Origin of the sequence: Mumia sp. zg.B21 (genome assembly GCF_019550855.1) — a bacterium.
Classification (GTDB): Bacteria; Actinomycetota; Actinomycetes; order Propionibacteriales; family Nocardioidaceae; genus Mumia.
The window spans coordinates 598,175-616,410 of sequence record NZ_JAHWCJ010000002.1 but is presented as its reverse complement, the minus strand read 5'-3'; the positions used below and the strand labels follow the sequence as shown (position 1 = coordinate 616,410).

19 protein-coding genes are annotated in these 18,236 nt (G+C 70.2%); 8 read left to right on the top strand and 11 right to left on the bottom strand.

All coding sequences use genetic code 11. The annotated features are described in order from the left end of the window. Positions 1-34: 34 nt before the first annotated feature. Positions 35-1,456, bottom strand: coding sequence for an adenylosuccinate lyase (gene purB, locus KV100_RS11705; protein ID WP_220343223.1), 1,422 nt, complete (start codon positions 1,454-1,456; stop codon positions 35-37). Positions 1,457-1,564: 108 nt separating this feature from the next. Between purB and KV100_RS11700 the strand changes: the two genes are divergently transcribed. Both KV100_RS11700 and KV100_RS11695 read left to right on the top strand, forming a co-directional pair. Then, positions 1,565-2,041 carry a hypothetical protein gene (locus tag KV100_RS11700; RefSeq protein ID WP_220343222.1) on the top strand — a complete coding sequence of 159 codons (477 nt, stop codon included), beginning with the start codon at positions 1,565-1,567 and terminating at the stop codon, positions 2,039-2,041. Further along, positions 2,038-2,325, top strand: a complete 288-nt coding sequence (locus KV100_RS11695) for a transcriptional regulator (RefSeq protein WP_301021503.1) — start codon at positions 2,038-2,040, stop codon at positions 2,323-2,325. Before KV100_RS11700 ends, KV100_RS11695 begins: the two co-directional genes overlap by 4 nt. A gap of 13 nt (positions 2,326-2,338) precedes the next feature. On the opposite strand, the gene KV100_RS11690 is transcribed toward KV100_RS11695, so the two are convergent. The 3 genes from KV100_RS11690 to KV100_RS11680 are packed head-to-tail and all read right to left on the bottom strand — an operon-like array spanning position 2,339 to position 5,417. Further along, on the bottom strand, positions 2,339-2,776 hold the full coding sequence (locus tag KV100_RS11690) for a nitroreductase family deazaflavin-dependent oxidoreductase (RefSeq protein WP_220343221.1): 438 nt from the start codon (positions 2,774-2,776) through the stop codon (positions 2,339-2,341). 46 nt (positions 2,777-2,822) lie between these two features. Continuing rightward, positions 2,823-4,085 carry a phosphoribosylamine--glycine ligase gene (purD, locus tag KV100_RS11685; RefSeq protein WP_220343220.1) on the bottom strand — a complete coding sequence of 421 codons (1,263 nt, stop codon included), beginning with the start codon at positions 4,083-4,085 and terminating at the stop codon, positions 2,823-2,825. Between the two features lie 48 nt (positions 4,086-4,133). After that, positions 4,134-5,417 carry an adenylosuccinate synthase gene (locus KV100_RS11680; protein WP_220343219.1) on the bottom strand — a complete coding sequence of 428 codons (1,284 nt, stop codon included), beginning with the start codon at positions 5,415-5,417 and terminating at the stop codon, positions 4,134-4,136. Between the two features lie 114 nt (positions 5,418-5,531). Between KV100_RS11680 and KV100_RS11675 the strand changes: the two genes are divergently transcribed. Next, on the top strand, positions 5,532-6,443 hold the full coding sequence (locus KV100_RS11675) for a diacylglycerol kinase family protein (RefSeq protein ID WP_220343218.1): 912 nt from the start codon (positions 5,532-5,534) through the stop codon (positions 6,441-6,443). A 129-nt stretch (positions 6,444-6,572) separates the two neighbouring features. Here the strand turns inward: KV100_RS11675 and KV100_RS11670 are convergent, their stop codons facing one another. The 4 genes from KV100_RS11670 to KV100_RS11655 all read right to left on the bottom strand — a co-directional run bounded on the left by KV100_RS11670 (position 6,573) and on the right by KV100_RS11655 (position 10,172). Beyond that, entirely contained in the window at positions 6,573-6,989 is a 417-nt protein-coding gene (locus KV100_RS11670) for a DUF3151 domain-containing protein (RefSeq protein ID WP_220343217.1), read from the bottom strand. Positions 6,990-7,030: 41 nt separating this feature from the next. Continuing rightward, a complete protein-coding gene (fbaA, locus tag KV100_RS11665; protein WP_220343216.1) occupies positions 7,031-8,053 on the bottom strand; it encodes a class II fructose-bisphosphate aldolase in 1,023 nt (340 codons plus the stop codon). Between the two features lie 79 nt (positions 8,054-8,132). Further along, the gene (locus tag KV100_RS11660) at positions 8,133-9,494 is read right to left on the bottom strand and encodes an FAD-dependent oxidoreductase (RefSeq protein ID WP_220343215.1); all 1,362 of its coding nucleotides are present in this window, start codon (positions 9,492-9,494) and stop codon (positions 8,133-8,135) included. 48 nt (positions 9,495-9,542) lie between these two features. Next, a complete protein-coding gene (locus KV100_RS11655) occupies positions 9,543-10,172 on the bottom strand; it encodes a TrmH family RNA methyltransferase (RefSeq protein ID WP_301021505.1) in 630 nt (209 codons plus the stop codon). A gap of 86 nt (positions 10,173-10,258) precedes the next feature. On the opposite strand from KV100_RS11655, the gene KV100_RS11650 reads away from it, so the two are divergent. Beyond that, the gene (locus tag KV100_RS11650; RefSeq protein WP_220343213.1) at positions 10,259-11,299 is read left to right on the top strand and encodes a glycerophosphodiester phosphodiesterase; all 1,041 of its coding nucleotides are present in this window, start codon (positions 10,259-10,261) and stop codon (positions 11,297-11,299) included. Here the strand turns inward: KV100_RS11650 and pyrE are convergent. Both pyrE and KV100_RS11640 read right to left on the bottom strand, forming a co-directional pair. Further along, positions 11,260-11,799 carry an orotate phosphoribosyltransferase gene (gene pyrE / locus KV100_RS11645; protein WP_220343212.1) on the bottom strand — a complete coding sequence of 180 codons (540 nt, stop codon included), beginning with the start codon at positions 11,797-11,799 and terminating at the stop codon, positions 11,260-11,262. The two genes, KV100_RS11650 and pyrE, sit on opposite strands and share 40 nt — an antisense overlap. Beyond that, the gene (locus tag KV100_RS11640; RefSeq protein ID WP_308291423.1) at positions 11,796-12,491 is read right to left on the bottom strand and encodes a class E sortase; all 696 of its coding nucleotides are present in this window, start codon (positions 12,489-12,491) and stop codon (positions 11,796-11,798) included. Before KV100_RS11640 ends, pyrE begins: the two co-directional genes overlap by 4 nt. 56 nt (positions 12,492-12,547) lie before the next feature. On the opposite strand from KV100_RS11640, the gene KV100_RS11635 reads away from it, so the two are divergent. The 3 genes from KV100_RS11635 to KV100_RS11625 all read left to right on the top strand — a co-directional run bounded on the left by KV100_RS11635 (position 12,548) and on the right by KV100_RS11625 (position 15,291). Beyond that, positions 12,548-13,714, top strand: a complete 1,167-nt coding sequence (locus KV100_RS11635; RefSeq protein WP_220343211.1) for a pyridoxal phosphate-dependent aminotransferase — start codon at positions 12,548-12,550, stop codon at positions 13,712-13,714. A 50-nt stretch (positions 13,715-13,764) separates the two neighbouring features. Beyond that, entirely contained in the window at positions 13,765-14,220 is a 456-nt protein-coding gene (locus tag KV100_RS11630) for a hypothetical protein (RefSeq protein WP_220343210.1), read from the top strand. Between the two features lie 423 nt (positions 14,221-14,643). Beyond that, positions 14,644-15,291, top strand: coding sequence for a LysE family translocator (locus KV100_RS11625; RefSeq protein ID WP_220343209.1), 648 nt, complete (start codon positions 14,644-14,646; stop codon positions 15,289-15,291). A 365-nt stretch (positions 15,292-15,656) separates the two neighbouring features. Here the strand turns inward: KV100_RS11625 and KV100_RS20180 are convergent, their stop codons facing one another. Next, positions 15,657-16,865 carry an MFS transporter gene (locus KV100_RS20180; RefSeq protein ID WP_220343208.1) on the bottom strand — a complete coding sequence of 403 codons (1,209 nt, stop codon included), beginning with the start codon at positions 16,863-16,865 and terminating at the stop codon, positions 15,657-15,659. Positions 16,866-16,882: 17 nt separating this feature from the next. Here KV100_RS20180 and KV100_RS11615 point away from each other — a divergent pair, with 17 nt between their 5' ends. Next, positions 16,883-18,235 carry a GH1 family beta-glucosidase gene (locus tag KV100_RS11615; protein WP_220343207.1) on the top strand — a complete coding sequence of 451 codons (1,353 nt, stop codon included), beginning with the start codon at positions 16,883-16,885 and terminating at the stop codon, positions 18,233-18,235. Position 18,236 lies beyond the last annotated feature (1 nt).

Here is an 18,236-nt window from a genome sequence, read left to right as displayed (position 1 = left end):
TCAGCCTTTCGCCTCAGTTCACGTTCGCCGCAGGTCAGAGGATGTCACCGGGGGCGTACGAGGCAGCGTCGGGATAGCGCTCCACGAGCTGCGCCACCTGCGCGACGACCGACTCCACCTGCGGAACGGCCGCGCCGGTGAAGGACAGCGGCTCGGCGACGAGGGCGCGGAGGTCGGACTCGGTGAGTCCGAGCCGGGGGTCCGCAGCGAGCCGGCCGAACAGGTCGTTCTCGCTCGCACCCTTCTCCCGCATCTCCAGCGCGACGGCCACCGCGTGCTCCTTGATCGCCTCGTGCGCCACCTCGCGCCCGACGCCGTGCCGGACCGCGGCCATCAGCACCTTGGTGGTCGCGAGGAACGGGAGATAGCGGTCGAGCTCGCGCTGCACCACCGCCGGGAACGCTCCGAACTCGTCGAGCACGGTCAGGAACGTCTCGAACAACCCGTCCGCGGCATAGAACGCATCCGGCAGCGCGACGCGGCGTACGACCGAGTCCGAGACGTCGCCCTCGTTCCACTGGTCACCGGCGAGCTCACCGATCATCGACAGGTGGCCGCGGAGGACCACGGCGAGACCGTTGACCCGCTCGCACGAGCGGGAGTTCATCTTGTGCGGCATCGCCGAGGAGCCGACCTGACCCGGCTTGAACCCCTCGGTGACGAGCTCGTTGCCGGCCATCAGTCGCACGGTGGTGGCGAGGTTCGACGGGCCTGCGACGAGCTGGACGAGGGCGCTGACCGCGTCGAAGTCGAGCGAGCGCGGATAGACCTGCCCGACGCTGGTCAGGACGTTCTCGAAGCCCAGGTGGTCGGCGACCCGCTGCTCGAGGGCGGCCAGCGCGTCACGGTCGCCGCCGAGGAGGTCGAGCTGGTCCTGGGCGGTGCCGACGGGGCCCTTGATCCCACGCATCGGATAGCGCGCGATCAGCTCCTCGATCCGGCGGGTGCCGACGAGCATCTCGTCGGCGACGGTCGCGAAGCGCTTGCCGAGGGTCGTGGTCTGCGCGGGGACGTTGTGGCTGCGTCCCGCCATCACGAGCGCCTCGTACTCCGCGGCTCGCTCGGCGAGCCGCGCGAGGACGGCCACGGCGCGGTCGCGGACGAGCGCGAGCGATGAGCGGACCTGGAGCTGCTCGACGTTCTCGGTGAGGTCGCGCGAGGTCATGCCCTTGTGGATGTGCTCGTGGCCGGCGAGGGCGTTGAACTCCTCGATCCGCGCCTTGACGTCATGCCGGGTCACCCGCTCGCGGGCAGCGATCGACGCGAGGTCGACCTGGTCGACGACGGCCTCGTACGCCTCGATCACGCCGTCGGGCGTCTCGATGCCGAGGTCGCGCTGCGCCTCGAGGACCGCGATCCAGAGTCGGCGCTCGAGCACGATCTTGTGCTCGGGCGACCAGAGGCGAACCATCTCGGGCGAGGCGTAGCGCAGGGCAAGCACGTTGGGAGTCGTCACGCCTCCCAGTGTCCCAGGTAGGCCGTGCGAGTCCGAACCGCTCCGAGAGAGACTGCCTCCCTTGCTTTCTAGTTGCACAAGTGGAAAGTAACCTGATAGGTTTCCGATATGGAAAGTGACGACGAGATCCGCGCCCAGCTCCGGACCCTCGAGCGCGCCGAGGCCGCGCCCTACACCGACTTCCGACCGACCCCTCGGTGGTTCCTCCCCGCAGCCGCCCTCTGGGGCGGTTCCCTCGCGGCGTTGGTCCGCCTGGGCCGGAGCGACAGCCGGCCCGCCGAGATCGTGGCCGTCGTCGGCATCATCGGGCTCTCGGCACTCCTCGGTGTCTACGTCGCCTGGTACCAGAGCTACCACGGCGCGACGCCCTCGCTGTTCCGCAAGAAGCCGCCCGAGATCCGGCGCGTCATGGGGTTCTATGCCGTGGGTGCGGCGGTCGTGCTGGCCCTCAACGCACTCACGGTCGCTGTCGCGCCCTGGTGGGTGTGCGCGGTGGTCGGGTTCGTCACCACAGCCGCCGGCCTGTGGTGGTACGAGCGCGCCTACGTGGCAGCCGCAGCGGCGACCAAGAAGCGTCTCGCGTGAGCCTCGCCGACCTCGACCCCGTCATCCACGCCCCCAAGCGACTGGCGGCGATGGCCGTCCTCACCGCGTCCGACCAGGTGACGTTCCGGTTCCTCGTCGAGCACCTCACGATCGCGGAGTCGGACCTGTCGAAGCAGATGTCCGCGCTCGAGGGGGCCGGCTACATCAAGGTGCACAAGAGTGGGCGCGGGCGAGGCTCAGGGACGTCCTACTCGCTCACCTCGAGCGGACGGTCGGCCTACCGTCGCTACCGTACGGCCCTCCAGGAGCTGCTCGGCGAATGAGCGGGGCGGACCGCTAACGAGCGACGGGCTCGGCCAGCAGGACCGGGATCTCGCGATCGGTCTTGCGCTGGTAGTCCGCGTACGGCGGGTACGCCTCCACCGCCCGCTCCCACCACTGCGCGCGCTCGTCGCCGTGGAGCTCGCGCACCCGCATCGCGTACTTCTCCGTGCCGTCCTGCAGGTCGAGGTCGGGATGCAGCGTCAGCGCGTGGTACCACTGCGGGTGCTGAGGAGCACCGCCCTTCGACGCCACGAGCGCGTACGACCCGTCGTGCTCGACCTTCATCACCGCCGTCTTGTGGACCTTGTGGGACCGGCGGCTCTGGAACGTCATCACGACGATGGGGAGACCCAGCGGCGTTTCCGTGGGCCGTCCCGTCGTCTCCATCTCCTCGACGTGCTTGCGGACACGCGCGGAAGGGCTGGGTTCATACTCTCCGGTGACTGACATCTCCCCAGTCAAGCACCGACCGCGGCCCCTGGCACGGCACCCGAAGTCAGGCTCCGGCGGCCCTCGCGGCGATGTCGCGGCGGGAGAAAGCGCCGTCGATCGTGATCAGGTCGACGGCCTCGTACGCCCGTCGCCGCGCCGCGTCCAGATCGGGGCCGGAGGCGGTGACGGCGAGCACGCGCCCGCCCGCGGTCACCAGCTGCCCGGCGGCGTCCAGCGCCGTACCCGCGTGGATGACGTCGACTCCCTCGAGCGCGTCGGCCTCCTCGACCCCGCGGATCCTGTCGCCCTTGCGCGGCGACACGGGATAGCCCTCGGCGGCCACGACGACCGTGACCGCCGCACCGTCACGCCACCGTGGCGCCGGGACCTCGTCGAGGGTGCCCGTCGCGGCGGCGTGGAGCAGCGGACCGATCGGCGACACGAGCAGTGCCATCAGGGCCTGGGTCTCAGGATCACCGAAGCGCGCGTTGAACTCGACGACCTTCAGTCCGCGAGAGGTCAGCGCCAGTCCTGCGTACAGGAGCCCGGAGAAGGGGGTGCCGCGCCGCGCCATCTCGTCCACCGTGGGCTGGAGGACGCGACGGGTGACCTCGTCCACCAGCCCGGCAGGCGCCCACGGGAGCGGCGTGTAGGCCCCCATGCCCCCGGTGTTGGGGCCGGCGTCGTCGTCGTAGGCGCGCTTGAAGTCCTGCGCCGGCTGGAGCGGCACAACCGTGGCGCCTTCGGCCTCGCTGTAGCCGCACAGCGCGAAGAGCGAGACCTCCGGCCCGTCGAGGTACTCCTCGACGACCACCCGCCCGCACCCGGCCGCGTGCTCGACCGCCTCCTGCCGGTCGTCGGTGACCACGACGCCCTTGCCCGCGGCCAGGCCGTCGTCCTTCACCACGTACGGCGGACCGAACGCGTCCAGCGCCGCGGCGACCTGGTCGGCGTCGGTGCACACGTGCGCGACCGCGGTCGGGACCTCGGCAGCGGCCATCACCTGCTTCGCGAACGCCTTCGATCCCTCGAGCTGCGCAGCCTCCCCCGACGGACCGAACACCGCGATGCCCCGCGCGCGGACGGCGTCGGCGACGCCGGCCACCAACGGAGCCTCCGGGCCGACGACGACGAGGTCCGCGCCGACCGAGACCGCGAGCTCGGCGACCGCCTCGCCGTCCATCGGGTCGACGTCGTGCAGCGTCGCGATCCGCGCGATGCCGGGGTTGCCCGGCGCGGCGTGCACCTCGGCGACCGATGGATCACGGGAGAGTGCGAGGGCGAGGGCGTGCTCACGGCCGCCGGTCCCGATCACGAGGGTCTTCACGGGCCCCCACCCTAGTGGCCGCCGGCCCGGAACCAGGCGGCGCCTGACTCAGATCAGGTCGTGGCAGACGATGGCCTGGTCGCGACCGGGACCGACGCCGATCACCGACATCCGGGCTCCCGAGAGCTCCTCCACACGGCGGACGTACGCCTGCGCGGTGGGCGGAAGGTCCTCGAACGAGCGCGCGCCGGAGATGTCCTCGCTCCAGCCGGGCAGCTCCTCGTACACCGGGACGGCGTGGTGGAAGTCAGTCTGGTTGACCGGCATCTCCTCGTGCCGCACTCCATCGACGTCGTAGGCGACGCACACAGGGATCGTCTCCAGGCCGGTCAGGACGTCGAGCTTGGTGAGGACGAAGTCGGTCACCCCGTTGATGCGCGCCGCATAACGCGCGATCACCGCGTCGTACCAGCCGCAACGACGCGGGCGTCCCGTCGTCGTGCCGAACTCGGCACCCTGCTCCCGGAGGAACTCGCCGGACTCGTCGAAGAGCTCGGTCGGGAACGGCCCCTCGCCGACACGCGTCGTGTAGGCCTTGACGATCCCGATCACGCGCTCGATCCTGGTCGGCGCGATCCCGGACCCGGTCGCCGCACCTCCGGACGTGGCCGAGGAGGACGTGACGAACGGGTACGTCCCGTGGTCGACGTCGAGCATCGTCGCCTGGCCCGCCTCGAGCAGGACGATCTTGCCGTCGACGATGGCCGAGTCGAGGAGCAGCGTGGTGTCGGCGACGTACGGCGCGAGCCGGTCGGCGTACGAGCGAAGGTCTTCGACAACCTCCTCGACGGTGACGGCGCGACGGTTGTAGACCTTGGTGAGGATCTGGTTCTTGAGCTCGAGCGCGCCCTCGACCTTCTGGGTGAGGATCTTCTCGTCGAAGATGTCCTGGACGCGGATGCCCTGGCGGTTCATCTTGTCGGCGTAGGTGGGGCCGATGCCCCGCCCGGTGGTGCCGATCTTGCGGGAGCCGAGGAATCGCTCGGTGACCTTGTCGAGCACCTTGTTGTATTCGGGGATGACGTGCGCGCTCGCGCTGACCTTGAGCTGCGACGTGTCCACGCCGCGGGCCTCGAGCCCGTCGATCTCCTCGAACAGGACACCGATGTCCACCACGACGCCGTTGCCGATCACGGGGATGCAGCCGGGGGTGAGGATGCCACTGGGGAGGAGGTGGAGCGCGTACTTCTCGTCGCCGATCACGACCGTGTGCCCGGCGTTGTTGCCACCGTTGAACTTCACGACGTAGTCGACGCGGCTGCCGAGCAGGTCGGTCGCCTTGCCCTTCCCTTCGTCACCCCACTGGGCTCCGACGATCACGACTGCGGGCATGGGAGGCGCACCACCTGACAACATACGACAAGCCCCACGGGAGGGGCTCTTACGGTGGGAGTCTATCGGCCTCGCCCTCGGACGGAGTTTCCCCACGGTGATAGACCTCGTTCCATGACCGCCGCACTGCTGATCGCGAACGCCGACGCCGGGAGTTCCGACGACGAGGTGCTCGAGCGCATCCTGGAGACGCTCCGCCGTTCCTGGACCGTCGAGGTGGCCCGCACCAGCGACGCCGAGGACCTGGCGGAGGCGCTCGTCTCGCACCCCGACGTCGATGTCGTGGTGGTCGCCGGTGGTGACGGGTCGCTCCACGCGACGGTCCAGGGGTTGTGGACGCTCGACCGGCTCTCGACCGCCACGCTGGCGCTGGTCCCGATGGGAACCGGCAACGACTTCGCCCGCACGGTCGGTCTCGACGAGGACCCCGAGAAGGTGGCTCAGGGCCTCCTCGGGGCGACGCCGACTCCGCACGACATCGCCATCGACGACGACGACCACGTGGTCGTCAACGCCGTCCACGTGGGCGTCGGCGCTCAGGCGGGCAAGGACGCCGAGCCCTGGAAGCGACGGCTGGGCCCCGCGGGATACGTGGTCGGCGCACTCAAGGCCGGGCTCCTCGGCTCTCCGGCGCGGCTGAGCGTCGTCGTCGACGGCAGGTCGTTGGTGCGCCATGACGACGTGGTGCAGGTCGCGGTCGGGGTGGGCCGATACGTCGGAGGCGGGGCGCCGCTGCTCCCCGAGGCCGACCCCACGGACGGGATCTTGGACGTGACCGTGTCGCGGGCCAACCCCATGCACCGCCGGATCGCCTACGGCGTGAGGCTCCTGAGGGGCTCGCACACCGACCGCGACGACGTCGTGACCACGCGGGGAAGGTCGGTCACCATCTCGGGCAAGGCGATGTCGTGGAATGCCGACGGGGAGACGGGTGACGGGCTGCGGGAGCGCACCTGGACGGTCGTCCCGGGCGCCTACCGGATGTTGCTCCCAGCCGGGATCAAGCGGGGCGCTGAGACCGACTAGAACTGTCCGAATCAGACATATTGCGGTGTGACCCCTTGAGGGTGACAATGGTCGGGTAGCAGTGGCCGCGACGGAGTCTACCGGGGGATGGCTCTAGTCCGCGGCCACTGTTGCCTCGTCCGGGGTCTCCTACTCCGCGCCGGCGCGCCCGCCGAGCACGAGCACGTCGTACGCCTCCTGGCTCGACTCCCGGAGGAACTCCCGGCACCGGTGGGCCTCGTCGAGGTCGCCGATCCGCTCGGAGGCCTCCGCGAGGTCGGCGAGCGCCCGGAGGAAGCCCTGGTTGCCCGGGTGTCCCCACGGGATGGGGCCGTGGCCCTTCCAACCGTTGCGTCGCAGCGCGTCCAGGCCCCGGTGGTAGCCGGTGCGCGCGAACGCGTACGCCGTCACGTCCTCGCCGTCGGCGAGGGCCTCCTCCGCACAGAGCGCCCAGGCGAGGCTCGACGACGGGTTGTCGCGGGCCAGCTCCTGGGGGGTCCCGTCGGCGTCGGCCACCGGGTCGGCGGGCAGCAGGGTCTCCGGCGGCTCTCCCAAGAGGTTCGTCATGGGCTCACCGTAGCGCTGCGCCCGCCGCCGGCTCCGGTCGGTCAGGCGATCCTGGTGCCCGTCGACGACAGGTGCTGGCACGCCTCGACGACCCGGGCAGCCATGCCGGCCTCGCCGGCCTTGCCCCAGGCACGCGGGTCGTACTGCTTCTTGCTGCCGACCTCGCCGTCGACCTTGAGGACGCCGTCGTAGTTGCGGAACATGTGGTCGGCGACGGGACGCGTGAACGCGTACTGGGTGTCGGTGTCGATGTTCATCTTGACGACGCCGTACGAGACCGCCTCCGCGATCTCCTCGGCGGTCGAGCCGGAGCCTCCGTGGAAGACGAAGTCGAATGCGCGCTCGATGCCGTACTTCTCCTGGACGGCCTTCTGAGCGGCGTCGAGGACCTCCGGGCGGAGCTTGACGTTGCCGGGCTTGTAGACGCCGTGCACGTTGCCGAACGTCAGGGCGGTGAGGTAGCGGCCCTTCTCGCCGGTGCCGAGCGCCTCGACGGTGGCGAGCGCGTCGGACGGCGTGGTGTAGAGCTTGTCGTCGATCGCGCCGACGACGCCGTCCTCCTCGCCGCCCACGACACCCACCTCGATCTCCAGGATCACGTGGGCTGCGGCGCACGCCGCGAGCAGCTCCTCCGCGATCTGGAGGTTCTCGTCGAGCAGCACCGCCGAGCCGTCCCACATGTGCGACTGGAAATAGGGAAGGCCGCCCTGCTGGACCCGCTCGGTCGACGCCGCCAGCAGCGGGCGGACGAACCCGTCGAGCTTGTCCTTCGGGCAGTGGTCGGTGTGGAGGGCGACGTTGACGGGATAGTTCTTGGCGACCTCCTGCGCATACGCGGCGAAGGCCAGCGAGCCGGCAACCATGTCCTTGACGGTCGGTCCCGAGAGGTAGTCGGCGCCGCCGGTCGAGATCTGGATGATGCCGTCGCTCTCGGCCTCCGCGAACCCGGCGAGAGCCGCGTTGAGGGTCTGGGACGAGCTGACGTTGATCGCCGGGTAGGCGAACGACTCACGCTTCGCCTTGTCGAGCATCTCGGCGTAGACGTCGGGGGTTGCGACAGGCATGCTGACTCCTCATCGACCAGTGCTGGTTTGCCACACATCAGGCGGTGTGGTCATTATCGCCCACCACCCGCCCGCCGTGTCAGGCCCGTGGCCCGAGCCGGGTGGCTGCCGCGCGCGCGGCCTGCTGGACCGGGTCCCAGACCGACGCGAACGGGGGCGCGTAGCCGAGGTCGGTCATCATCAGCTCGTCGACGGTCATCTCGTTCCACAGCGCGAGCGCGAAGGAGTCGATCCGGAGTGCCGCCCCCTCCCTCCCGACGATCTGGGCGCCGAGGAGCCGGTGGGTGGAGCGCTCGGCGACGACCTTGATCGTCATCGAGCGCGCGTTGGGCATGTATCCCGCACTCGTCGTCGCGTCGATCCGGACGACCAGCGCGTCGAACCCGGCGTCTGCGGCCTCCTGCTCACCCAGGCCCGTCCGCGCGATCTCCAGCGTCACGACCTTGGTCATCGCCGTCCCGAGCACACCGGGGAAGGCGACGTCGACGCCGGCCAGGTTGCGTCCGACGACCCACCCCTGCTTGTTGGCATGGGTGCCGAGGGGGACGTACGCCGCGCGGCCGCTGACCCGGTTGCGGGTCTCGACGCAGTCACCGGCCGCCCAGACGTGGCGTTCGGCGTCGACGCGGCCGCGCGGGTCGACCGGGAGAGCACCCTTGATCCCTGTCGGGAGCCCAGCCCCGGCCGCGAGCTCGGTGCGCGCGCGCACGCCGGTGCCGAGGATCACGAGGTCGGTCGGGATCGCACCCTGGTCGGTGACGACAGCGCGCACCCGCCCCTCGGCGTCGTCCTCGAAGCCGGTCACGGTGACGGAGGTGCGTACGTCGATCCCGTCGGCGCGCATCTCCGCGGCGATGAGCTCGCCCAGGTCGTCGTCGATCGTCGGCATCGGTGTCGGGTGCTTGCCGACGACCACCGTCTCCAGGCCGCGGCGCATGCATGCCTCGGCCATCTCCACCCCGATGTAGCCCGCCCCGACGATGACGACGTGCTTGGGGTCGGTCTCGAGCGCGTCGAGCACCCGGCGCCCGTCGGTCAGGGTCTGGACCCCGTGGATCCCTCGCGACTCGACGCCGGGCACGTCGGGACGGATCGGCTCCGCGCCGGTGGCGATCAGGAGCTCGTCGTAGCCGAAGGACTGCGTGCCGTCCGGCGTGAGGGCGACGACCTTGCCGGCATCGAGGTCGAGCTCGGTGACCGTCGAGCCGGTGCGCACATCGATGCCGTTGGCGCGGTGCTCCTCGGGGGTTCGGGCCACCAGGTCGTCGGCCGTCGCGACGTCGCCGGCCACCCAGTAGGGGATGCCGCACGCCGAGTACGACGTCCACCGCTGCCGCTCGAGGACGAGCACGTCGATCGCGTCGCCGAGCGCGCGCTTTGCGGTGGACGCCGCGGACATGCCCGCAGCGTCCCCTCCGACCACGACCAGTCTGCGGGGCATGGGCCCGAGCCTAGGACCCGTCGAGGACGCCCGCCGACGCCCGAGCGGTCAATCGCCGATCTCGGCGTGCTGGAGGATCCAGGCGTGCATCGCGACCGCGGCAGCCGCGCCGACGTTGATGGAGCGCGTCGAGCCGAACTGCGAGATGGCGAGGACAGCCTCGGCAGCGGCGAGAAGGTCCGGCGACAGCCCCGGCCCCTCCTGGCCGAACACCAGCGCGCACTCCCGTGGCAGCAGCGCCCGCTCGATGGGCCGCGATCCCTCCACGTTGTCGATCGCGATCAGCGGCACGCCCGCACCCTGCGACCACGCGACCAGGTCGTCGACGTCGGGGTGGTGGCGTACGTGCTGGTAGCGATCGGTGACCATCGCGCCGCGCCGGTTCCACCGCCTCCGCCCGACCACATGCACCTCTGCGGCCCCGAAGGCGTTGGCCGTCCGCACGATCGAGCCGATGTTGTGGTCGTGCTGCCAGTTCTCGACGACGACATGGAACGGGTGCCGGCGGGTGTCCAGGTCGGCGACGATCGCCTCCACCGTCCAGTAGCGGTAGCCGTCGACCACGTTGCGCCGGTCGCCCTCGCGCAGCAGGTCAGGGTCGAGCCGCGGGTCGTCGGGCCACGGGCCTTCCCAGGGCCCCACGCCGACCACCGGTGCCTGCTCGTCCTCCGGGTCCACGCGCCGAGCGTACGGTGTCACGCCGCCGACGTCGTACGGCGCGGCTCTCCTGCGAGGCTTGACCCGACCGCCTACGATCGGCCGGGATGCCCGACGTACCCACGCCGATCGTCATCGCACACCGCGGTGCCTGCGGATATCGGCCGGAGCACACCCTCGCCGCCTACCGGCTGGCCGTGGGGCTCGGCGCCGACGCCATCGAGCCCGACCTCGTCAGCACGTCCGACGGTGTCCTCGTCGCTCGGCACGAGAACGAGATCGGCGGCACGACCGACGTGTCGGAGCATCCGGAGTTCGCGGCGCGCAGGACGACGAAGGTGGTCGACGCCCGCCGGGTGACCGGGTGGTTCACGGAGGACTTCACCCTCGACGAGCTCAAGACGCTGCGGGCCAAGGAGCGGATCTCGCACCTGCGCCCGGGCTGCACCGCCTACGACGGCTGGTACGAGGTGCCGACCCTCGACGAGATCCTCGACCTCGCGGAAGTCGCCGCCACCCAGTACGGGCGACGCGTCGATGTCTACCCCGAGCTCAAGAGCTCGACGTACTTCCGCGATCGCGGTCTGCCGCTCGAGGAGCCGTTGCTCCGGACGCTGAGGGAGCGCGGCCTCGACGACCCGCCGTCAGGGCTGCTGGTCCAGTCGCTCGAGGTGTCCAACCTGAAGGCTCTCGCCGCCGGGTCACAGCTCTGCCTGCTCCAGCTGGTCCTGCCCAACGGGGCGCCGTACGACCGCAGCCAGGCCGGTGACCCGCTGACGTACGCCGACATGGTCACCCCTGAAGGCCTCGGCGCCGTCGCCGAGTACGCGCAGGTCCTCGGAGTCCCGAAGGACCTGCTCTTGCCCCGCTCCGCCGACGGGTCGCGGGGCGTCCCGAGCACGCTGACGGCGCAGGCGCACGCGGCCGGGCTGCAGGTGTACGCGTGGACGGTGCGGCAGGAGAACGCGTTCCTCGCGTGCGACCTGCGCAGCAGCGATCTCGAGCAGGAGGGCGGCGACGTGGGCGCGGAGCTGGCCGCGCTCTTCGACCTGGGCGTCGACGGCGTGTTCGCCGACCAGCCGGACGTCGCCGTCGCGGCCCGGGAGGCCTACAGGCCCAGGTCGCTCTTGGACACCGCGAAGCGGTAGTCGAGCCCTTCGCCGCGGACCCGATCGGCGGCGTCGGTCTCCCGGTCGACGATGACCGCGACGGCGACCACCTCAGCACCGGCCTCCCGCAGGGCCTGGACCGCTGTGAGAACCGAGCCACCGGTGGTCGAGGTGTCCTCGACCGCCACCACGCGACGCCCGGCGACGTCCGGCCCCTCGATCCGCCGCTGGAGGCCGTGCGCCTTCTCGGCCTTTCGCACGACGAACGCGTCGAGGGCTCGGCCCTGCGCGGCGGCCTGGTGCAGCATCGCCGCCGCCACCGGGTCGGCCCCCATCGTCAGCCCCCCGACGGCGTCGTAGTCGAGGTCGTCGAGGAGGTCGAGCATGACGCGCCCCACCAGCGGCGCCGCCTCGTGGTCGAGAGTGACCCGCCGGAGGTCGACGTAGTAGTCGGCCTCCTTGCCGGAGGACAGTGTCACCGTGCCGTGGATGACGGACTTGTCCTTGATCTGGTCGATGAGGGCGTCGCGATCGCTCATGGCGTCAGCGTATCGGCGGGCTGCTTCTCCACCGACGAGACCAGCTCTCCGAAGACGACCGACCGCTTGTCGGTGTGGAACAGCTCGGAGCAGGTCACCATCGTGAGGAGCCGCTCGGTCGGCTTCGAACCCGGACGTTCAGGCACCGGGTCGAGGACCCAGCTCTCCGAGAAGTCGAGCTCGCGGTCGGTCCCGTCGTCGCGCAGCCGGTAGGTGAAGATGTGCGTCCGCGTCTCGATCTCGACCTTGTCGCCCTTCCTCAGCTCGAGGAAGTCGCGGAACGGCTCACCGTGGGTGACCCGGTGCCCGGCGATCGCGACGTTGCCGATCTCTCCCGGGCGCGCCGAGTCGGGGAACCATCCGACGCCCCGAGCCAGCGAGCGGTCGTCCACGCCCCTCACGATGGGCACCTCGTCGTCGCCGAAGCGCGGGACCCGCAGGAGGCCGATCGCGCGCCCCGGGATGTCCGCCTCCTCGGCGTCCGGAGACGCCCACGACTTGACGAGGTCGTCGCGGATCTCGGCCTGCTGCTGCTTGGAGACGATGTTGGTCCCGAAGTACTGCCATCCGACGTAGCCCAGCATGCCGACGCCGACGAGCACCAGCACGACCCCCAACGCGGTCAGCGCCCGCCCCAGCGGCGTACGGCGCCGGCTCGGGCGTCGCGGTGGCGACACGGTCACGGTTGACACCCGTCCAGTCTCGCACCGGGAGACCGACGGCACCGTCGACACCTAGAGTCAGGGCGATGAAGACCAGCAGCATGCGCGTCGCCGGCCTCGGGACCACGATCTTCGCCGAGATGTCGGCGCTCGCCGTACGCACCGGAGCGGTGAACCTCGGGCAGGGGTTCCCCGACACCGACGGCCCGCAGGACGTGATCGACGTGGCGGTCGAGGCGATGCGGTCAGGGGCGAACCAGTACGCGCCCGGGATCGGCGTCCCGGCGCTCCGGCAGGCGGTCGCCGACCACCAGCACCGCTGGTACGGGATCGAGCTCGACCCGAACACCGAGGTCGCCGCGACCACCGGCGCCACGGAGGCGATCGCCGCGGCGATCCTCGGTCTGGTCGATCCCGGCGACGAGGTCGTCGTCCTTGAGCCGTACTACGACTCCTACGTGGCGGTGCTCGAGTTCGCCGGCGGCGTGCGCAGGCCGGTGACGCTGCGTGCGCCGGACTTCCGCCTGGACCTCGACGCGCTGAGGGCGGCGGTCGGACCGAGGACCACGATGATGCTGATCAACAGCCCGCACAACCCCACCGGGATGGTGCTGAACCCCGAGGAGCGCGAGGCGATCCGCGACCTGGCCGTCGAGCACGACCTCGTCGTGGTGACCGACGAGGTGTACGAGCACCTCGTCTTCGACGGCCATGCGCACGTGCCCCTCGCGACCCTCCCCGGGATGCGGGAGAGGACGCTCACCATCTCCAGCGGCGGGAAGTCGTTCTCGTTCACCGGCTGGAAGGTGGGCTGGTTGAGCGGTCCGCCCGAGCTCGTCCGCGCGGCCGTGGGCGCCAAGCAGTTCCTCACCTACACCTCCGGCGCTCCGCTCCAGCCGGCGATCGCTCACGCGCTCGGGCACGACGCGGCGTACTTCGAGGGATTCGCCGCGACGCTGCAGGCGCGTCGCGACCAGCTCTGCGCGGGCCTCGACGAGGTCGGCTTCACCACGTACGTGCCCGAGGGCACCTACTTCGCGACGACCGACATCCGACCCCTCGGCTATGAGGACGGCATCGAGTTCTGCCGAGCGCTGCCGGAGATCGCGGGGGTCGTCGCCGTCCCGACGCAGGTGTTCTACGACGACGAGGATGCCGGGCGACCGCTCGTACGCTGGGCGTTCTGCAAGCAGGAGCCGGTGATCGCGGAGGCCCTGCGGCGCCTGCGCGTGGTGTCGGGCTCCCGGCAGTGAGCGGAGTCGCGGTCCCGGGGGCCATCGCGCGCCGAGCAAGCCTGGTCTGGATGTGTTCGGCCGCCGTACTCCTTGGCACGGGCTGCTCGTCGAGCGATGACGGGCCTACCGCGCGCGACGTCCAGCTCTCCGGCGTCGAAGAAATCGCGTGCTCTCGATACATCTTCGAGGGCGTCCTGACCGAGGTGGGCGCTACTAACAAGGACCACCTCGCGCCGATGACGTTCACCGTGACGAGATGGCTCAAACCCCGCACCAACCAGACGGCAACCGTCACCGTGCTCGCCACCGCTCCCGAGTATCTCGGATTCAAACTCGAGGGCACCATCTTCGTGAACAGCTACCTACGCGACGACGTCGCTGCGGGGATCCTTCCTGTGTCCCAGATGTCCGCAGCTGGGCGCCGACAGCGAGATGTCGAAGTCGCCAAATCTGAGGACATCTCCTGTCCAGCTGTCTGGCTCAACGCTGATTTCGACACGATCGAGTGGCGCGACGACTGGTGACCCGCGACCACGAGCGACAGCGTCATTCACCTTCGGGAGCTCGCGGGCGTGGCAGCAGGGGCGCGGCCCGGGTACGAGGACGGCATCACGTTCTGCCGACCGCTGCCAGAGACCGCCAGAGTTCACTGGGCCGCTGCTACCAGCGGCATCCCGAAAGCGGTCTACGGGAAGTTTCGGGTCGTTTGGTTTCGGTCCAGCGTTCTGGGACCGCCTGCCCGAGCGTGTCGTCGACATCGAGGAGGCCGGCGCTCATCGTTCAGAAACGATCAGTTTCGGTCCGTTGTGGATTCCTACAAGAGGGGCAAACCCCGGCACACCCGCCCAAGAAGGGGGCGCGCTGTCGCCGGCAGCGAGTGGGAGACTTGGTGGAGTTCGGCATCGAGGGGGATGCTCACCGCAACCCTCCTCACGAAAGAAGCTTGCATGGTCTCGCTGTCCGCCGCCGTCGGTATCGCGCTCATCGAGCTCGGGCTCGCCCTCACCCCGGGGCCGAACATGATGTATCTCGTCTCCCGCAGCATCAGTCAGGGATGGCGCGCCGGAATGATGTCACTGTCCGGGACGGCCGTGGGGTTCGTCGTGTACATGGCGATGGCAAACCTCGGGTTGGCGGCAGTGTTTCTCGTCGTCCCGTGGTTGTTCATCGCCCTGAAGGTCGCGGGTGCCGTCTACCTTCTCTGGCTCGCCTACAAGACGCTCCGCCCGGGCGGGAAATCGCTGTTCGAAACCAACGATCTTCCGCGGGACTCGTTCGGCAAGCTTTTTCGCATGGGGCTCCTGACGAACCTCCTCAACCCGAAGGTCGCGATCCTCTACCTCGCGCTTATCCCGCAGTTCATCGACCCCGCAGCCGGCAGCATCGTGGCCCAAGGATTTCAGCTCGGCGCGATCCAGATCCTCGTCGGCGTTGCCGTGAACGGCGCGATCATCCTCGCCGCCGGATCAGTCGCCACGTTCCTACAACGCAAGCCGGCCTGGATGCGGTGGCAGAAGTGGGTCACTGGCACGCTCCTCGGTGCAATCGGCGTGAAGCTCGCGATCGACGCCCCCGCCCCCGCCGTCGCGCCATAGCCGACAGGAGCACTTCGCGTCGCGTTGCCGGAAACTCAGCCGCACCGAAAATCAGGACCGAAACTCCGAGGACCCATAACTGGTTTCGATCCGGGAGGGGTTTACGGCACCCCATTCTCGGGGAATCCCCTTTCTGTCCGGAAACGGTCGTTTCCGGGCTTAATATCGTGACGCTCGAACTCCTGCGGAGACGCGCTGGCGCACCCGCAGTGAAGAACTCGCGACGCTCACCGCTCGCCGAACCAGTCCGGCTGGCCAAGCGAGTGATCGCGCTCAACGAGGAGTGCCCGCATGCGTCACCGGGTCGTGGGCCTGGCGGCGTAGCCGGGAACCGCTGGGCTCCGCCTCGGCGACACCCCCGAGTGTCAGGGGCGGGCTCGGGCGACGCCCTCGATCTCGCGCTCCGGCGCGAAGGTCCGCGCCACGAGCAGGATCAGCGGGACGAGGACCAGCGGTACGACGTAGATCCACCGCAGCTGACCACCGGTCGCCAACGCGCCGATCAGCGCCGCGCCGACGATGTTGCCGACGTAGTTGAAGAGGTTGAGACGCGCGATGGCAACGTCGGCATCGGTGCCGGGGATGCTGCCCGCGGCAGCGAACGCGAGCGGGATGACGATCGGCAGCCCCAACCCCATCAGGCCGAAGGCGGCGATCGCCATCCACGGCACCGGCGCGGCCACGACCAGGAAGAGCGCGACCAGCCCCACCACGGTGCCGGCGCGGACGACCGGCACGGCGCCGTACCGGCTGACGAACCGGTCGCCGGCGAGCCGCGAGATCACGGCACCAAGTTGGTAGGCCGCATATCCGAGCGGGGCGACGGTCTCGCTCGAGTCGAGCGCCTTGTGCAGATAGAGCGAGCTCCAGCTCATCACCGACGTGTCGGCGAGATAGAAGACGATCACCACGAGTCCCAGGGCCAGCAGAGGCCGCCACGGGACGTGAAGGGACGCGGCGGAGCCCTCGGAGTCGTGGGTGACCTCCTGCTCGACGCCCGGGCCCACGAGGGACGGCGAGACGACGACGGTGACCACGATCCCGACCAGGCCCAGCGCGACCAGCGAGGGCATGAGTCCGATCCCGAGCTCGGCGCTGCCGGCGGCGTACAAGGCGCCGACGATCGCGCCGATGCTCCACATGGCGTGGAACCGGGTCATGATGCTACGGCCGTAGAGCCGTTGGACGGTCACGCCCTGCATGTTCGTCGCCGCGTCGGCCGCCCCGACGCCGATCCCGTAGACGGCGAAGGCGACGTACATGCCCGGCAGCGACTCCACCAGGCCGACCACGACGACCATCGCGCTGATGATCAGCAGGGCCAGCCGGAGAGCCAGCGCGCTCGAGTGCCGCACCGCGATCCGCTCGGCGAGCAAGGAGCCCGCCCCCGCGATGACCGACGTGAGGAGCAGCATGATCGTGACGTCGGCCTCGGTCACGCCCCGCTCGTCCTCGAACGTCGGCAGCCGCGACAAGATGGTGACCAGGATCGCGGCCTGGAGGAAGAACCCGACCGACGTCGCCAACCGTGCGCGACGCAGCGCGGCCGAAGGCGCTTGCGTGATCTTGGACACGCGCACAGTATGTGCCCATGGCAGCTGGCGTGACCAGGGTCGCGAGTCACTCGTCGTTCTGGTGGGGCGCGGCAACCGCGGCGTACCAGATCGAGGGCGCCGCCGACGAGGACGGACGTGGCCCGAGCATCTGGGACACCTTCTGCGCCGAGCCCGGCCGGGTCACCGACGGCTCGTCCGGTGCGGTCGCGTGCGACTCCTACCACCGGTGGCCCGAGGACCTCGACCTCCTGGCCGGTCTCGGCGCGAACGCGTACCGGTTCTCCCTCGCATGGCCACGGGTGCAGCCCCGCGGCCAGGGACCCGTGAACCAGGCAGGGATCGGCTATTACGACCGACTCCTCGACGGCCTCCTGGAGCGGGGGATCGCGCCGGTCCCGACCCTCTTCCACTGGGACCTTCCCCAAGCCCTGCAGGACGCCGGTGGCTGGATGGCGCGCGCGACCGCCGAGAGGTTCGCCGAGTACGCCGCGGTGGTCGCCGAGGTGCTCGGCGACCGGGTCGCGGCCTGGGGCACCCTCAACGAGCCGTTCGTGCACATGGCGTTGGGATACGCCTTCGGCACCCACGCACCGGGAGAGACTCTGCTCCTCGACGCCTTCGCGGCGGGGCACCACCAGCTGCTCGCGCACGGGCTCGCGACGCAGGCGCTACGAGCAGGGCCGGGTGACGCGCCGGTGATGCTCGTCAACAACCTGACACCCGTACGCGCGGCGTCGACCTCGGCGACGGACACCGCCGCGGCGCGCGCGTACGACGCCTTCCACAACAGGATGTTCCTCGACAGCGTGCTCCGTGGCGCCTACCCCGACGAGCTCGGTGCCGCCGTGGCCGGTGCCGGCGCGGTGGTGCGAGACGGCGACCTGTCGGTGATCGGGCAGCCACTGGACCTGCTGGGCGTCAACTACTACAACCCCACGCAGGTGAAGGCGCCCGGTCCGGGCAGTCCGCTCCCGTTCGAGCTTGTGCCGATCGAGGGTCCGGCGCAGACCGGCTTCGGCTGGCCGGTCGTCCCCGACGGGCTCACCGAGCTCCTGGTCGGGTTGCGCGACACCTACGGGGCCGGGCTCCCGCCGATCGTGGTCACCGAGAACGGCTGCTCGTACCCCGACGAGCTCTCGCCCGACGGGACGGTCGACGACTCCGACCGCATCGCCTTCCTCGACGCCCACATCGGTGCGGTCGGCGAGGCGCGCGCGGCCGGCGTCGACGTCCGCGGCTACCTCGTGTGGTCGCTGCTCGACAACTTCGAGTGGGCCGAGGGCTACACCCAGCGGTTCGGGCTCACCTACGTCGACTTCTCGACAGGCCGGCGCACCCCGAAGGCCTCGTACGGGTGGCTCCGTGACCGGATCGCCCGGGGCTGGTGAG

Coding starts and splice junctions, on each gene's coding strand:
- KV100_RS11670 (WP_220343217.1), bottom strand. CDS start 6,989: ATGACGAACCTCTTGGGAGAGCCGCCGGAGACCCTGCTGCCCGCCGAC.
- KV100_RS11700 (WP_220343222.1), top strand. CDS start 1,565: ATGGAAAGTGACGACGAGATCCGCGCCCAGCTCCGGACCCTCGAGCGC.
- KV100_RS11680 (WP_220343219.1), bottom strand. CDS start 5,417: ATGCCCGCAGTCGTGATCGTCGGAGCCCAGTGGGGTGACGAAGGGAAG.
- KV100_RS11660 (WP_220343215.1), bottom strand. CDS start 9,494: ATGCCCCGCAGACTGGTCGTGGTCGGAGGGGACGCTGCGGGCATGTCC.
- KV100_RS11635 (WP_220343211.1), top strand. CDS start 12,548: ATGAAGACCAGCAGCATGCGCGTCGCCGGCCTCGGGACCACGATCTTC.
- fbaA (WP_220343216.1), bottom strand. CDS start 8,053: ATGCCTGTCGCAACCCCCGACGTCTACGCCGAGATGCTCGACAAGGCG.
- KV100_RS11650 (WP_220343213.1), top strand. CDS start 10,259: ATGCCCGACGTACCCACGCCGATCGTCATCGCACACCGCGGTGCCTGC.
- KV100_RS11690 (WP_220343221.1), bottom strand. CDS start 2,776: ATGTCAGTCACCGGAGAGTATGAACCCAGCCCTTCCGCGCGTGTCCGC.
- KV100_RS11625 (WP_220343209.1), top strand. CDS start 14,644: ATGGTCTCGCTGTCCGCCGCCGTCGGTATCGCGCTCATCGAGCTCGGG.
- KV100_RS11675 (WP_220343218.1), top strand. CDS start 5,532: ATGACCGCCGCACTGCTGATCGCGAACGCCGACGCCGGGAGTTCCGAC.
- KV100_RS11630 (WP_220343210.1), top strand. CDS start 13,765: ATGTGTTCGGCCGCCGTACTCCTTGGCACGGGCTGCTCGTCGAGCGAT.
- KV100_RS11615 (WP_220343207.1), top strand. CDS start 16,883: ATGGCAGCTGGCGTGACCAGGGTCGCGAGTCACTCGTCGTTCTGGTGG.
- pyrE (WP_220343212.1), bottom strand. CDS start 11,799: ATGAGCGATCGCGACGCCCTCATCGACCAGATCAAGGACAAGTCCGTC.